This window comes from Mameliella sp. LZ-28 (assembly GCF_012274245.1).
Lineage (GTDB): Bacteria > Pseudomonadota > Alphaproteobacteria > Rhodobacterales > Rhodobacteraceae > Antarctobacter > Antarctobacter albus.
This window is the reverse complement of record NZ_JAANYX010000011.1, coordinates 737,145-751,975: the sequence shown is the minus strand read 5'-3', so window position 1 is coordinate 751,975 and position 14,831 is coordinate 737,145. Positions and strand designations below refer to the sequence as shown.

Sequence of the window (14,831 nt, the reverse complement as noted above, 5' to 3'; positions counted from 1 at the left end):
ACAAGGGAGTGACCCGGATTCAACGGGTTACAGGATGGGTCGGCGGGCGTTCGCGCTCGGTTGGCTGCCTTGCGCTGTGCATTGATCGCGGCGCGCCCGGGACGCCGATGGCGCGGGCCGGACTGGCGCGGCCGTGAACGGCGCGCCGCTGCGTCTTGAGTTCCCCCGACCTCGGCCCTACACCAATGGGAACACGTTTCGGAAAGGACACGTCATGCGCAAATCGCAGGACCTCGCACAAGCTGTCGGACAGACGCCGCTGATCAGGCTTCGCAAGGCATCGGAGCTTACGGGGTGCGAGATCTGGGGCAAGGCGGAATTCATGAACCCGGGCCAGTCGGTCAAGGATCGCGCGGCGCTCTACATCATCAGGGATGCCATTGCGAAGGGACAGCTTGCGCCCGGCGGCACCATTGTTGAAGGCACCGCAGGGAATACCGGGATCGGCCTGGCGCTGGTGGGCGCCTCGATGGGGTTCAAGACCGTCATCGTCATGCCCGAGACGCAGAGCCAGGAAAAGAAGGATATGCTGCGTCTTGCGGGGGCCGAGTTGGTGCTGGTGCCGGCTGCGCCCTACAAGAACCCCAACAACTATGTTCGCTATTCGGGCCGGCTGGCCGAGAAACTGGCCGCCAGCGAGCCCAACGGCGCGATCTGGGCCAACCAGTTCGACAACGTCGCCAACCGCCAGGCCCATATCGAGACCACCGGCCCGGAAATCTGGGAACAAACCGGTGGCAAGGTCGATGGCTTCATCTGCGCGGTTGGCTCCGGCGGGACGGCGGCGGGTGTCGGCATGGCGCTGCAGCCAAAGGGCGTGAAATGCGGGATCGTCGATCCGATGGGGTCCGGTATCTACAGTCTCTACAAGGACGGTGAGGCCAAACCCGAGGGCAGCTCAATCTCCGAGGGGATCGGGCAGGGGCGGATCACCGCCAACCTCGAAGGGTTCGAGCCCGACTTCCTGACCCAGGCCAGCGACGAAGAGGCGCTGCCCATCGTGTTCGACCTGCTGGCCGATGAAGGGCTCTGCATGGGCGGATCGACCGGCATCAACGTCGCAGGCGCCATCCACATGGCGCGCGAGATGGGGCCGGGTCACACGATCGTCACCGTGCTCTGTGACTATGGCACCCGCTATCAGTCCAAGCTGTTCAACCCGGACTTTCTGCGCGACAAGGGCCTGCCGACCCCGCCCTGGATGACGCGCGGACCGTCCAGCATTCCCGGTGTATTCGAGGACGCATGACCTCCACTTCCCGTTTCTTTCTGCGGGCGCTGACGGCGCTTGCCCTGTCGCTTTTTCTGTGGACCGCGGCGGCCCTGGCCCAGCAGGCCACGACGCCCGACTATTCCGCTTGGGACACGATCGCCACGCGGGCCGAGGCGATGATCGACGCCGAGCGCGCCTCTGACGACCGGCTGGAGACCCTGCGCACGCAGGTGGCGGACTGGCGGGAACAATTCCTGGCAGCACAGAACGCCAATGCCTCTCGTATCCAGACCCTGCAGGCGCAGATCAATGCGCTTGGTCCGGAGCCGGAAGATGGCACCGAGACTGCGGAGATCTCGGAGCAGCGGGCGGTCTTGAACCAGCAACTGGCCCAACAGCGGGCTCCGGTTCTGAGGGCTGAAGCTGCCTATTCCCGCGCCGATGCGATCATCGGCGGGATCGACCGGATCATTCGGGAACGGCAGGCCGATGCGCTGCTGGAATTCGGGCCGTCACCGTTGAACCCGGTGCATTGGCCGGGCGCCCTTCAGAACGTCCAGACCACCTTTGTCACGCTCTGGCAGGAGATCGTGCAGAACGTCAGCACGCCTGCCAACCGCCGGGCGGCCGTGCGGAACGCGCCCAGCGTGCTGTTGTACCTGGTGATCGGCATCATGCTGATCGCGCGGGGCCAGTACTGGGCGCGCGCCGGTGTCGAGAAACTGCGCGCAGGCACGCGGCGCGGCACGGGTGTGTTCCGGTTCCTGGTCTCTCTGGGCCATATCCTGTTGCCCTACCTGGGGATCGTTGCCCTGCTGCAGGCGGTGGCAGCGACCGGATTCGCCATCGACGAATGGGACGTGCTGCTGAACAAGCTGCCGCTCTGGGCTGCGATGCTGTTCGGAATCCGCTGGCTGGCGGACCAGGCCTTCAACAAGGACGATGAGGTGGCGGCCCTGCCGCTGCCGGCAGAGGAACGCCCCAAGGCGCGCCGCCTGTCGAACCTGCTGGCTGTGCTCTACGTGATGGAATCCTTGGTCGCCACGCTGATCGAACTGGACGGGTATTCGCCCCAGACGGCGGCCGTGGTGCAATTCCCTATACTGGTGCTGTCGGCCTTTTTGCTGTTCCGCCTTGGCCGCTTGCGCAACGACGCGGCAATGGTCGGATCCGACGCCGCGCGCGAGGAAGGCGCCGGGGATTTCCGGCTGCGCTTTGCCAAGCTGTTGGGCCGGATCACCCAGATCGTCGGCATCATCGGCCCGATCATGGCTGCCATCGGCTATTTCAAGGTGGGCGAGGCACTGGTCTATCCGACCATCGCGACGCTGGCGCTTGTCGGCCTTGTCATGGTGCTGCAGCGTTTCATCAACAACCTGCACGAGTTGATCCTGGGCCGTCAGCCGGACCATTCCGAGAGCCTGCTTCCGGTGCTGGCAGGGTTTATCCTGTCCTTGGCCGCGCTGCCCCTGCTGGCGTTGATCTGGGGCGCGCGCGTCGCCGACCTGACAGAGATCTGGGCCCGTGCGCAGGAGGGGATTTCCCTGGGAGACACACGCATCTCGCCGACCTCGATCATCGTGGTGGTGCTGGTTTTTGCCGCCGGGTACATGCTGACCCGGCTGATGCAGGGGGCCCTGCGGACGTCGGTCCTGCCCAAGACCAAGATGGACCAGGGCGCACAAAACGCCATCGTGTCCGGCGTGGGCTATGTCGGGGTTTTCCTGGCGGTCATTATCGCGGTCACGGCCGGGGGGCTGGACCTCTCGTCGCTGGCGATCGTTGCGGGTGCGTTGTCTGTCGGTATCGGTTTCGGCCTGCAGAACATCGTGTCGAACTTTGTCTCGGGGATCATCCTTCTGATCGAACGACCCATCGGCGAAGGCGACTGGATCGAGGTCAACGGCACCCACGGGATCGTCAAGGACATCTCTGTCCGCTCGACCCGGCTTGAAACCTTCGACCGCTACGACATGATCATTCCCAACGCCGACCTCGTGTCGGGGACGGTGTCGAACTACACCCGCGGCAATTCGCTGGGACGGATCATCATCGACGTTGGGGTGGCTTACGGCACCGACACGCGCAAGGCCGAGCGCATTCTTCTGAACATTGCGCGCCAGCACGACATGGTTCTGATGAACCCGGCGCCGGCGGTGGATTTCATGGGTTTTGGCGCGGACTCGCTGGATTTCCGTATCCGGGCGATCCTGCTTGACGTGGGACAGGGCCTGGCGGTCAAGACCGAGATGCGTCACCAGATCGTCGAGGAGTTCGCCCGCGAGGGTATCGAGATTCCCTTTGCGCAGCGTGATCTGTGGTTGCGCAATCCGGAGGTGCTGGCCGACGCGGTGGAAAGCCGCTGGAGCGCATCGCAGGAACGCGATGCCCAATCGGGGCAGTCCCGCCCGGTGGCGCGCAAGTCCAATGCCATCATGGGGGATGAGCGCGTCGCAGAGGATGGCGAGGACGGATGAACCAGACCCTGCTCTACCGCGACGATCCCTACCTGCGCGATGCGCCTGCCGAGGTCGTGGCCCTGACCGACGAGGGCGGCATAGTGTTGTCGCAGTCCCTCTTCTATCCGACCGGTGGCGGCCAGCCGGGTGACAGCGGCTGGCTGGAATGGGATGGTCGGACGCTGGAGATCGCGACCGCGGTCAAGGGCGATGGGGGCGCTTGCGTCCTCGTGCCGGCGGAACCGGCACAGCTGCCGGCGGTCGGGACGAAACTGGTCCAGATGCTGGATTGGGAACGGCGACACAAGCACATGCGCATTCACACCGCGCTGCACCTCCTGAGCGTGGTGATCCCGTTGCCTGTGACAGGCGGGCAGATCGGGGCCGGGACAGGGCGTCTTGATTTCAAGATGCCCGAACCGCCACAGGACCGTGATGCGGTGGAAGAGGCCCTGAACCGGCTGGTCGACCGCGACCTGGAAGTGACGGAAGGCTGGATCACCGAGGCGGAACTGGATGCACGTCCGGAACTGGTCAAGACGATGTCCGTTCAGCCGCCACGCGGCGCGGGGCAGATCCGGCTGGTCCGGATCGGCTCGGGCAGCGAGCAGGTGGACCTGCAGCCCTGCGGCGGCACCCATGTCGCGCGCACCGGGGAAATCGGCGCCCTGAAGCTGGGCAAGATCGAGAACAAGGGCAAGCAGAACCGGCGCGTGTCCATCGCACTGGCGTGATCGGCTGGCGGGGACGGGGCGGTTGAAGCAATGGGCGCTTCCGCGCGCACTTATCCGCATCTCGCCAGATGACGGTTTTGCCCCGCGTGGGTGAGGGTGGCTCGGTGGAGTGCAGCTTCTGGCCTCACCAGAACTAAGATCGGCAGTCGGGGTGGGCCCTGTCAGCGTTTCTTGAGCGGGACGCCGTAGAGCTCCATGCGGTGGCCTTTGAGCCGGTAGCCCAGTTTTTCCGCGATCTTTTCCTGAAGTGCCTCGATCTCGGGATCGACGAATTCGATCACCTCGCCGCTGTTGAGATCGATCAGGTGATCGTGGTGTTCGCGTTCCGCGTCCTCGTAGCGGGCGCGGCCGTCTCCGAAATCGACCCTTTCGAGAATGCCGGCCTCTTCGAAGAGCTTGACGGTGCGATAGACCGTGGCGATCGAGATATTGGGATCGCGTGCAGAGGCACGGGCATAGAGATCCTCAACGTCCGGGTGATCGGTCGCGCGTTCCAGCACCTCGGCGATGGTCCGGCGCTGGTCGGTCATGCGCAGGCCCTTGGCGGTGCAGCGGTCTGAGATGCTATCGGTCATGGGCCCGGAGTCGTTGGTCTGGCGCCCGTTTTAGGCAAAGCGGCGGGCGAGGCCAAGCCTCGAACGCGGCGGGCGCGTGCGACGTAGACGGCCAGGGTGACGATGACCACGGCGCCCCCCAGGATCATCCGGCGCGAAGGAGCCTCGCCGGTGCCGAGCCAGACCCAGATCGGGGCGAGCACGGTTTCGAGCAGCAACAGAAGGCTGACATTGGCGGCGGCGGTGTGGCGGGACGCCTGGCTGAGGGCAAAGAAGGACAGCGGCAGGACCAGGATGCTGGCCACGAGGATGGCCCAGAGCGTGCCCTGTGTCATCTGCGCGGGGCCAGTGACGGCCCAGCCTGTCGTCCCGGCGATCAGAGCGCCCAGGCCGATGGCCAGCAGCAGGGGCATGTCCGGATTATGACGCAGGGTGACGAAGTTGAGCGCCAGAGCGAAAGCCACGCCAAGACCGCAAGCGGCGCCCGTCAGTGCGGCTGCATCCAGTGCAGCCGCGCCCTTGTCCGTCACGGCGAGCGTCAGTCCGGCCAGCACCAGTAGAATGGCGATCCAGGTGGCGCGCGAGGTTGTCTCGCCGTGCAGGAGGCGGGTCAGAAGCGCCGCCCAGACCGGCACGCTGGCCACGCCGAGAAGCACCGGCGCCACCGGTGAAACAGCGATGCCGATCGGGAACAGCATCGCGTTCAGCGCGTGGCAGGCAATCACCATGAGCGCGGTCGGCGCGGCAACCCCGGTCAGGTCGGCGCGGTGGGTCCGGCTGGTCAGGGCCCAGGCGGCGAGGAAGATGAGTGCCATGCAGATCCCGCGCCAGCCCAGCATCTGAAAGCCGGACATGCCCGACAGCCGCATCAGCAGCGCGTCGGGTGTCAGGATCAGCGCCCCGGCCAGCGCGAGGCCGAGGCCGAAGGCCGGGGTGCGTGTCATGGATGTCTTAACCGTAGAGCGGTTGCAGGCCCATCTGCATGTGCAGCATGTTCACCACCGCCTCGTCGAGCTGCATGGCCTTGGCGAGTGTGTCGAGGTATTCGGCCTCGGCCTGGGTGTCGACGCGGATCGTCATCAGCGAGGCGGAATAGACCTGCATGCGCTGCGCTTCGGGGACTTCCGAGGCCAAGGCCTCGGGATCGACCGGGGCCTTCAGCTGCGCCTGGATGAAGGCGCGGTCCTCGGGATCGGCATCCTCGCCCAGTGTTTCGAGGATCTTGGCCTGTTCGGCCTTGTCGATGCCGCCGTCGCTCTTGGCGGCCTGGATCATCGCACGCAGCATCAGGGCAGCGGCTGCTTCGGCCTCTGGCGCGGTGGAATGGGCGTTCATGGCGTCCATCAACCCGGCGGCGCCCTTGCCCTGGGCCTGGGCCGCCGACCCCGCGAAGGCCGCAAGCATTCCGGCCATGCCGGAGCCACCTTCGCCCAGTTGCGACAGCAGCCCGCCACCCTTTCCGCTACCGGCCTGGCCCGTGAAGGCGGACAGGTCCATGCCACCGGTCTGCATGTTCTTCATCATGTCGGCCAAGGGATTGACCCCTGCGCCACCGGCGCCGGGCATGCCGGGAAAGCCGCTTTTCTGCGCCGCTTCCATCATCTCCTGCCAGCCGCCGCCCTGGGGTGCCTGGCCGCCCATCAGCTTGCCCATCTGTGCCTGCAGCGTCGCGGTCGGCGTTTTCGCCGGAACCTGCGCGCCGCCGCCCAGGAGACTGCCAAGCCCCTGGCCGCCGGACAGACGATCGACCCCGCGTGCGGCGGCGTAACCGATGGCGAGTTTTGCCAGTGTTCCCATCAGACCCATGTGCTTTCTCCTCTCAGCCGATGATCTCCCTTGGAAGACTGTGACAGATGTTTGCCGCCGCGCACAGGGGGAGCGTCGGCGGCGGATTGACCTTGCCGGCGTCCGGGTGTCCAAGAGGGCATGGAACGCAAGCAACAGATGGACCTCGCCGGTGCGGTGGGGATGGTGGTTTTTGCCAATGTCCTGGCTTTCAACCAGGTGGCGATCAAGCTGACCAATGCCGGGATCGGCCCGGTCTTTGCGGCGGGGCTGCGCTCGACCCTGGCGCTGGCGGTGCTGGGGATCTGGCTGCTGGTCAGCGGTCGGCGGATCACAGGCTTGCGGCGCACGCTGTGGTCGGGGCTGTTTCTGGGTGGTCTGTTCAGTGTCGAGTTCATCCTGTTGTTCACCTCGCTGGACCTGACCAGCGTCTCGCGCGCCTCGATCACCTTTTACGCCATGCCTGTCTGGCTGGCCCTGGTGGCGCATTTCACCCTGCCGGGTGAGCGGCTGTCTTCGCGGCGTCTGCTGGGGCTGGTTCTGGCGATGGCCGGGGTGGGCTGGGCGCTGGCGGATCCGCAGAGCCGGGGGGCGGGGGACATCCGCGGCGACCTGCTGGCGCTGCTGGCCTCATGGGCCTGGGCGGGAATTGCACTGAACGTACGTTTGACTCGCACCTCGGAGCTGAATGCCGAGGGACAGCTGTTCTGGCAGCTTGCGGTCTCGGCGGTGGTGCTCTGCGTGGTGGCGCCGCTCTTTGGACCGCTGTGGCGAGAGACCGACCTGTTGAGCCTTTTCGGGCTGGTTTACGGGACTTTGGTGGCTTCGCTCGGCTTCCTGTTCTGGTTACGGTTGATGGGGATCTATCCGGCGTCGGACATTGCCTCTTTCAGTTTTCTGTCCCCGGTCTTGGCCGTGGTCTTCGGCTGGCTGGTCTTCGACGAGCCGGTGGGGCCGGATTTCCTGGGCGCATTGGCGCTGACGGCCGTGGGGATCGTGCTGATCAACCGGCGCCGCAAGACGCGGGCAGAGGTCCCGCCCGGTCCCGGGCAGGAGACTCTGCGCAAAGAAGGCTAGGCTTGGGCAGAGGCCCCGGGTCAGGCCCGGGGCGGGGTCACGTCCGGTGGGTCATGTCCCGCAAAAGGTCGCACGGACCTTTTCGCCGCTCGACGGCGGGCGGCGCAGGTCGGCATAGCTTTCGTTCAGGTCGAATGGCGCCGAAAGCGCGGCGTTCAGGCGGTGGAATGGCGCATCGTCGCCCGCCACTGCGGCCTCGATCATCTGTTCGACTCGATGGTTGCGGGGGATAAGAACCGGGTTCACCGCGCGCATCAGCGCCTGCGGGGTCTCCTCCTGTTCCAGTCTCGCCTGCCAGCGTGCCTCCCATGCGCCAAAGCCCGCACGGTCGGTGAACTGGTCGCGAGCATCGCCATCCGTCAGGGCGCGGAAGGTATTGGTGAAATCGGCGCCGCCCTTATGCATCAGGGTCAACAGGTCGCCGATCAGCGACAGGTCCTCCTGCGTCGGGGTGGACAGGCCGATCTTGGCCCCGAACCGCTCCAGCCAAAGCGCGCGCAGACGGTCGGGCATGGCGTGCACGGCCTTGGTGAAATCCACGACAGCCTTGTCGGTGTCGGGCATCAGCGGAACCAGCGCGGTGGCCAGCTGCGCCATGTTCCAGACGATGATATCGGCCTGAGCGGCATAGCCGTAGCGGCCGAACCGATCGATCGAGGAAAACACCGTGTCCGGGTCATAGGCATCCATGAAGGCGCAAGGCCCGTAGTCGATGGTTTCGCCGGACAGCGCACAGTTGTCGGTGTTCATCACCCCGTGGATGAAACCGACGCCCATCCATTGCGTCACCAGCTGCGCCTGCCGTTCGATCACGCCGTTCAGCAGGTCCAGCGGGTCGCGTGCATCCGGGTAGTGGCGGTCGACCGTGTAGTCGTAGAGCGTCTGCAGACGATCGTTGTCCTGGCGCGCGGCAAAGACCTGGAAGGTGCCCACCCGGATATGGCTTTGCGCCACGCGGGTCAGGACGGCGCCGGGAAGGGGACGTTCGCGGATGACCTCCTCGCCCGTGCGGATCGCGGCCAGCGCGCGGGTTGTCGGGACGCCAAGCGCGTGCATCGCCTCGGAGACGACGTATTCACGCAGGACCGGTCCCAGCCAGGCCCGGCCATCGCCACGGCGAGAGAAGGGGGTCGGGCCGGAGCCCTTGAGCTGGATGTCCCGGCGGATGCCATCGGTGCCGACGACCTCGCCCAGCAGCAGGGCGCGTCCGTCGCCCAGCTGGGGGTTGAACTGCCCGAACTGGTGGCCGGCATAAAGCTGGGCCAGCGGCTCGGCCCCTTCCGGCACGGCGTTGCCGCCGAATTGGGCTGCCAGCGCGGGGTCCTCGGCGCCGGTAATGCCAAGGAGATCGGCCAGGTCGTGGTTGAAGGCCACGGTTTGCGGCGCCTTGACCGGGGTGGGGCCGAGACGCGCAAAGAAGCCCTCGGGCAGGCGGGCATAGGAATTGTCGAAGGGGATCTGCAAGGTCATGCCCGAGATATAGGGGCCCGATCACGGTTGCGCCAGCAGTCTTGCCCTGGCTGTCCGAGGGCTATGGTTGTCGGGGACGCAACGAACAGGAGCAAGACGATGCAGACGGACAATGCCTACGCGATGCGCCTGATGGACCGGCCCGAGTTTGCCTCGAAGCCGCAGCCGCTGACGTTTTCGCCGGACACGCTGGTCACGACCGCCGCGCAGGCGATGAACGAACGCAATTTCGGTTCGGTTGTCGTGGTGGATCCGGACAATCGCGTGTTGGGCGTGGCAACGGAACGCGACATCCTTCGCAAGGTCGTGGCCCGGAATGCCGACGCCGCCAGCCTGACGCTGGAGGAGATCACGACCCGCGATCCACGCGTGGCGCGGGAAACCGACGAGGTCATCGACTGGCTGCGCATCATGTCGAACGAGCGCTTCCGCCGCCTGCCGGTGGTGGACGAGCACGAGCGCATCAAGGCGGTCTTCACCCAGGGCGATTTTGTCAGCTACACATGGCCCGACCTGATCTACCAGGCCAAGGAGCTGGCCAAGGCAAGCGTCGGGCGCAACTATCCGATCTGGCTGATCGGCGGGGGCATCATGCTCTACTCGATCCTCATGGTGATCGTCGTGAGCGCGATGTGAGCCGGGCTCAGAGCACCCGGCTCATGAAGATGTAGCGATCACGGGGCTTGAAACGCGCGCGGCCATAGAAGCGCTGCGCGCGTTCGTCCTCGCGGTCGACTTCCAGGTGCAGGGCACGCACGCCCGCCTCGCGCATGGCCTTGGCGATGCCGTCCAGCGCCTCGATCCCCATGCCACGCCCGCGCACGGCGGGGCGGACGTACAGCTCATCAACGATGGCATCCAGCCCACCGAACTCGACCGACCATCCGAAGGTCAGCACGATATAGCCTACCGGTGCGCGGCGCGGGCCGATCAGCCAGGCGGCGCCGTGGGGCGATCCCTGCAGCAACGGCGAGATGGCGGTGGCGCGATGCTCGTCGTCGGTGCCATAGCCCATTTCGGTATGGAAGGCTGCGACGAGCGGCAGCAGCTTGTCAGCATCCGCTTCGCCAGCGAGGTGGAGGGATTTCATAGCCGCGCCAGCCTTTCGGTCAGCAGGGCGAAAAAGCCGTCTGCATCGACATCGCCCATGAACATGGCGTTGGGGGCGCGGTCGGTGACGCCCCACCAGTCAGCCACCGTCATGCCGCGCGTCAGGTCGGAGCGGGTCTCGGTCTCGACGTTGATGAACCGTCCTGAAAAGAGATCGGGTTGCAGCAGGTAGGCGGTGACACAGGGGTCGTGCAGCGGGGCACCGTCCGATCCGTACTTTTCCTTGTCGAAGCGTTCGAAGAAATCGGTCATCTGGGCGACGGCGATGCCGACCGGGGTTCCGAGGGCGCGAAAGGCCTCGTTCCGGGCGGATGTGACCAGCGCCTTGTGCGTCACGTCCAGCGGCATGACGGTGATCGGTGCGCCGCATTTGAACACGATTTCAGCGGCTTCCGGGTCGACGTAGATGTTGAACTCGGCAGCGGGCGTGATGTTGCCCACCTCGAAGTAGGCGCCGCCCATCAGGACGATTTCCTGGATGCGCGTCGCGATGTCGGGCGCGCGTTGCAGGGCAGCAGCGATGTTGGTCAGCGGACCCAGAGGGCAGAGCGTAACAGTCTTTTCCGGCTGGGCGCGCAGGGTGTCGATGATGAAGTCGACGGCATCGCCGTCCTGCAGCGGCATGGTCGGCTCGGGCAGGTCGGGTCCGTCGAGGCCGGTCTTGCCGTGGACATGTTCGGCGGTGACCAGGTCATGCGCAAGGGGCCTGTCGCATCCGGCAAAGACAGGGGTCTCGGGCTTGCCCGCCAACTCGCAGACCATGCGGGCGTTCCGCGCGGTGAGTTCCAAGGGCACGTTGCCGGCGACGGCGGTGATTCCCAGGACCTCGAGCTCGGCGGGTGATGCAAGGGCCAGGAGGATGGCCACGGCGTCGTCCTGGCCGGGGTCGGTGTCGATGATGATCTTGCGCGCTGCCATCTGTCTCTCCTGCTCGGTGCCGGAGGAGTGACACGGGGCAGGGGGCGGCGCAAGCTGGATCGGCGGTTCGGCGGGGGCTTGCCGGGACGTCGTGTCCAGCCGCTAGGCGGAACAGCTGGCCCCGCCAAGGACGCAGAACTTGGCGCAATGGGGATGGTTCAGCGAGACGTCGCGTTCTGCCGCCTCAAGGGTTTCGCCCAGGTCGAATTCCGGCTCGTAGGGCAGGAGGGTGCAGGCCACGACAGAGGGGCGTGCGGCGCCCTTGCGCTTGACCACCATGCGCGAGGAGGAACACATCACCTGTGTCGGATGCTTGTCGAGAATGCCCCAGCAGGCGGTGGTGATCTCTGGCACCTCGACGCTGAGATCCATTTCCGGGAAGAGGACGGTCATGCCCGGATCATGTGCGTCGATGTCGAACCCCTCGGTCCGGAACAGGCGGGCGAAGCCATCGCGCGACTGCGCTTCGGTCTCGTCCCACATGGTGCGGCCGGCGACCGCCATGCGGATGCCGGTATCGCGCAGCCAGCGCATCCCTTCGAGTGTTTTCTCGAATGTGCCCGCGCCACGTTCGGCATCGTGTTGGCGCGCCGACCAGTGATCAAGCGAGATGCGCAGCGTGAGCCGGTCGCCATATTCCGCCTGTAGTGCCTGCAGTCCTTCGCGCACGATGGGGCGCATCATCGGCCGCATGGCATTGGTCAGAATCAGGACCTGGTACCCCCGGGCGAGGCTGCGGCGAGTCATTTCGATCATCTGGGGATTCATGAAGGGCTCGCCCCCGGTGAATCCGATCTCAGCCACACCCCAGTTTCGCGCCTCAAGCTGGTCGAGATACTCGGTGACTTCGTCCGCGGTGATATAGACCAGCTTGTCGTTATCGGGCGAGCTTTCGATGTAGCAGTTCAGGCATTCGATATTGCAGAGCGTGCCGGTGTTGAACCACAGCGTCTGGGGATCGGACAGGGCCACATGCGCGCGCGGCTCACCCTTGGCGGTGTGGGCCGGGTCCTTGAACTTGTCGATATTGGCGGTGGAAGCGTCTTTCATTTCCAGTCCTTCAATTCGTCACCCAAGGCGTACGCAGTAGGCAAAGCCTGTGCCAGTCACAAGATTCCGCCTGACGCCATTGTGATGCATCAATTGGGTGTTAGACTTTGAAACGAACATGGGGTATTCGAAGCGCGAACAGGATGCGTTAGCGCTAACGGAACATTGCCGAAGGCAAGAGGCGGCCCGCGCCGCCCAACAGGAAAGGCAGGGGACTCATGGTTTCACGCGTAATTCCGGTCGACCCTTTCGATCTGGTGATTTTCGGGGCGACGGGCGATCTGGCCCGGCGCAAGATCCTGCCGGGGCTGTTCAGGCGCTTTTGCAGCGGCCAGATGCCCGAGGACGCACGGATCATCGGTGCCGCTCGCAGCGACATGGACACCGAAGGGTTTCGGCGCATGGTGGCCGAGGCCACGCGCGAGTTCGGCGGTGGCCGTCATTGCGAGGACGGCACGCTGGAACAATTCCTCGAACGTATCGACTACGAGGCGGTCGACGCGATGGGGGAAGGTGGCTGGGAGGCGCTGAAGACACATCTGCGGCCGGGGACGGTGCGGGCGTTTTATTTCTCGGTTGGGCCGGCGCTGTTCGGTGCGCTGGCGGAACGGCTGCGGCATTTCGGGCTGGCGGATGACGAAAGCCGCGTGGTGGTCGAGAAACCCTTTGGACATGACCTGGACAGCGCCAAAGCGCTGAACGCGACCCTGCGCCAGCACTTTCACGAGGATCAGATCTATCGGATCGACCACTACCTGGGCAAGGAAACGGTCCAGAACCTGATGGCGGTACGGTTCGGCAACATGCTGTTCGAACCGCTGTGGAACGCGCAATACGTCGATCACATCCAGATCACCGTGGCCGAAACCGTCGACGTGGGCGGGCGTGGTGGCTACTACGACAAGTCCGGCGCCATGCGGGACATGGTGCAGAACCACCTGATGCAGTTGCTGTGCCTGATCGCGATGGAACCGCCCGCGCGGTTCGAGCCGGATTCGGTGCGGGACGAAAAGCTCAAAGTGATCCGGGCGCTGGACCCGGTGGACTATCATCATATCGTGCGCGGCCAATACGACGCGGATGACGACCAACCCGGTTATCGCGCACATGTGGAAAATCCGCGGTCGACCACCGAGAGTTTCGTCGCGATGAAATGTCATATCTCGAACTGGCGTTGGGCCGGAACGCCCTTCTACCTGCGCACGGGCAAGAAGCTGCGGGCCCGGGCCAGCGAGATCGCCGTGGTCTTCAAGGATGCACCGCATTCGATCTTTGGCCCCGAGGCGGGCACGCATCGCAACGTGTTGTCGATCCGGTTGCAGCCCAATGAGGGCATGACACTGGGCGTGACCATCAAGGAACCGGGGCCGGGCGGCATGCGGCTGGTGGATGTGCCGCTGGACATGAGCTTTGCCGAGGCGCTGGGGCCGGAAGCGGAAGAGGTTCCCGATGCCTACGAGCGGTTGATCATGGACGTGATCCGGGGCAATCAGACCCTGTTCATGCGCGGTGACGAGGTCGAGGCCGCCTGGGCCTGGACCGACCCGATCATCGCCGGATGGCAGAGCCGGGGCGAGGTGCCGAAACCCTATGACCCGGGCTCGGCCGGGCCGGATGATGCGTTGATGCTGATGCATCGCGACGGGCGCCGCTGGCGCGACATCCGCGTATGAGCCTGGCAAGGCAAGGGAGGCCGGGAGCATGAGTTACGAATTCATCGAGTACCAGGACCGGGAGATGCTGGTCATCGACCTGGCCAACCAACTGGCCGGCGATTTGCGGCAGGCCCTGTCCCAGCGCGACCGGGTCGGTTTCGCGGTGCCGGGCGGGACCTCGCCCGGGCCGGTCTTCGACGATCTGAACACCGTCGACCTTGACTGGTCGCGTGTCGACGTGCTGCTGACCGATGAACGCTGGGTGCCAGAGGACAGCCCGCGGTCGAACACCGGCCTTCTGCGTGAGCGGCTGCTGATCAATCGGGCGCAAGCGGCGCGGTACCTGCCGCTCTATGCCCCGGCGGAACAGCCGGAAGGGGCGCTAGAGGCGCTGCAGGCGCCAATTGCCGAGGAACTGCCTCTGGCGGTGGTTCTTCTGGGCATGGGGGCCGATCTGCACACGGCTTCGATCTTTCCGGGGGCGGACCGGCTGGAAGAGGCCCTGTCCGCCAAAGCGCCCGTCCTGCTGCCAATGCGGGCGCCGGGCGCGCCCGAGCCGCGCATCACGTTGAGCGCCCCGGTGCTGAACGGGGCGCTGTCCAAACACGTCCTGATCTTTGGCGAGGACAAGCGTGCCGCGCTGGAAAGCGCGCGCGGCAAACCGGTCGCAGAGGCGCCGATCAACGCGGTCCTGTCCGAGGCGCGGGTGCACTGGGCGCCGTAAGCTGCGCGCCGGGGTCGCAAATCTGTCATTTTTTGCCTGCTATGGGGTGGGCACATGTTCAAAGGGTCGCATCACGGGCGGC

The 14,831-nt window shown here is 65.5% G+C and carries 14 protein-coding genes; 7 read left to right on the top strand and 7 right to left on the bottom strand.

Features of this window, described 5'->3' with window-relative positions; all coding sequences use genetic code 11:
- Nucleotides 1-214 precede the first annotated feature (214 nt).
- Genes G9Q80_RS10260 through G9Q80_RS10250 form a run of 3 tightly spaced genes read left to right on the top strand, consistent with a single transcriptional unit; the run spans nt 215 to nt 4,406 of the window.
- On the top strand, nt 215-1,249 hold the full coding sequence (locus G9Q80_RS10260; protein WP_088715042.1) for a cysteine synthase A: 1,035 nt from the start codon (nt 215-217) through the stop codon (nt 1,247-1,249).
- The gene (locus tag G9Q80_RS10255) at nt 1,246-3,690 is read left to right on the top strand and encodes a DUF3772 domain-containing protein (RefSeq protein WP_043139885.1); all 2,445 of its coding nucleotides are present in this window, start codon (nt 1,246-1,248) and stop codon (nt 3,688-3,690) included. Before G9Q80_RS10260 ends, G9Q80_RS10255 begins: the two co-directional genes overlap by 4 nt.
- Complete coding sequence (locus G9Q80_RS10250; RefSeq protein WP_088715041.1) at nt 3,687-4,406, top strand: alanyl-tRNA editing protein; 720 nt, start codon at nt 3,687-3,689, stop codon at nt 4,404-4,406. Before G9Q80_RS10255 ends, G9Q80_RS10250 begins: the two co-directional genes overlap by 4 nt.
- A 161-nt stretch (nt 4,407-4,567) precedes the next feature.
- Here the strand turns inward: G9Q80_RS10250 and G9Q80_RS10245 are convergent, their stop codons facing one another.
- The 3 genes from G9Q80_RS10245 to G9Q80_RS10235 are packed head-to-tail and all read right to left on the bottom strand — an operon-like array spanning nt 4,568 to nt 6,766.
- Nucleotides 4,568-4,981: a Fur family transcriptional regulator gene (locus G9Q80_RS10245; RefSeq protein WP_043139880.1), complete on the bottom strand. Its 414-nt coding sequence runs from the start codon at nt 4,979-4,981 to the stop codon at nt 4,568-4,570.
- Complete coding sequence (locus G9Q80_RS10240; protein WP_088715040.1) at nt 4,978-5,904, bottom strand: DMT family transporter; 927 nt, start codon at nt 5,902-5,904, stop codon at nt 4,978-4,980. Before G9Q80_RS10240 ends, G9Q80_RS10245 begins: the two co-directional genes overlap by 4 nt.
- Nucleotides 5,905-5,911: 7 nt before the next feature.
- Nucleotides 5,912-6,766 carry a tellurite resistance TerB family protein gene (locus G9Q80_RS10235; RefSeq protein WP_088715039.1) on the bottom strand — a complete coding sequence of 285 codons (855 nt, stop codon included), beginning with the start codon at nt 6,764-6,766 and terminating at the stop codon, nt 5,912-5,914.
- A 120-nt stretch (nt 6,767-6,886) separates the two neighbouring features.
- Between G9Q80_RS10235 and G9Q80_RS10230 the strand changes: the two genes are divergently transcribed.
- Complete coding sequence (locus G9Q80_RS10230; protein ID WP_232788197.1) at nt 6,887-7,822, top strand: DMT family transporter; 936 nt, start codon at nt 6,887-6,889, stop codon at nt 7,820-7,822.
- Nucleotides 7,823-7,873: 51 nt separating this feature from the next.
- On the opposite strand, the gene G9Q80_RS10225 is transcribed toward G9Q80_RS10230, so the two are convergent.
- Nucleotides 7,874-9,292 (bottom strand): protein adenylyltransferase SelO, encoded by a 1,419-nt coding sequence (locus G9Q80_RS10225; RefSeq protein ID WP_088715038.1) that lies wholly within the window; start codon nt 9,290-9,292, stop codon nt 7,874-7,876.
- A 99-nt stretch (nt 9,293-9,391) separates the two neighbouring features.
- Between G9Q80_RS10225 and G9Q80_RS10220 the strand changes: the two genes are divergently transcribed.
- Nucleotides 9,392-9,928 carry a CBS domain-containing protein gene (locus G9Q80_RS10220; RefSeq protein ID WP_168246455.1) on the top strand — a complete coding sequence of 179 codons (537 nt, stop codon included), beginning with the start codon at nt 9,392-9,394 and terminating at the stop codon, nt 9,926-9,928.
- 7 nt (nt 9,929-9,935) lie between these two features.
- Here G9Q80_RS10220 and G9Q80_RS10215 read toward each other — a convergent pair whose 3' ends face one another.
- The 3 genes from G9Q80_RS10215 to G9Q80_RS10205 all read right to left on the bottom strand — a co-directional run bounded on the left by G9Q80_RS10215 (nt 9,936) and on the right by G9Q80_RS10205 (nt 12,370).
- Nucleotides 9,936-10,382: a GNAT family N-acetyltransferase gene (locus G9Q80_RS10215; protein ID WP_088715037.1), complete on the bottom strand. Its 447-nt coding sequence runs from the start codon at nt 10,380-10,382 to the stop codon at nt 9,936-9,938.
- Nucleotides 10,379-11,320, bottom strand: coding sequence for a nucleoside hydrolase (locus tag G9Q80_RS10210; RefSeq protein WP_088715036.1), 942 nt, complete (start codon nt 11,318-11,320; stop codon nt 10,379-10,381). The genes G9Q80_RS10215 and G9Q80_RS10210 overlap by 4 nt, the downstream gene beginning before the upstream one ends.
- Nucleotides 11,321-11,422: 102 nt before the next feature.
- Complete coding sequence (locus tag G9Q80_RS10205) at nt 11,423-12,370, bottom strand: radical SAM protein (RefSeq protein ID WP_088715035.1); 948 nt, start codon at nt 12,368-12,370, stop codon at nt 11,423-11,425.
- A gap of 218 nt (nt 12,371-12,588) precedes the next feature.
- Here G9Q80_RS10205 and zwf point away from each other — a divergent pair, with 218 nt between their 5' ends.
- Nucleotides 12,589-14,043, top strand: a complete 1,455-nt coding sequence (gene zwf, locus G9Q80_RS10200) for a glucose-6-phosphate dehydrogenase (RefSeq protein ID WP_043139862.1) — start codon at nt 12,589-12,591, stop codon at nt 14,041-14,043.
- Between the two features lie 28 nt (nt 14,044-14,071).
- Nucleotides 14,072-14,749 (top strand): 6-phosphogluconolactonase, encoded by a 678-nt coding sequence (gene pgl / locus G9Q80_RS10195; protein ID WP_088668971.1) that lies wholly within the window; start codon nt 14,072-14,074, stop codon nt 14,747-14,749.
- The last annotated feature ends 82 nt before the right edge of the window (nt 14,750-14,831 follow it).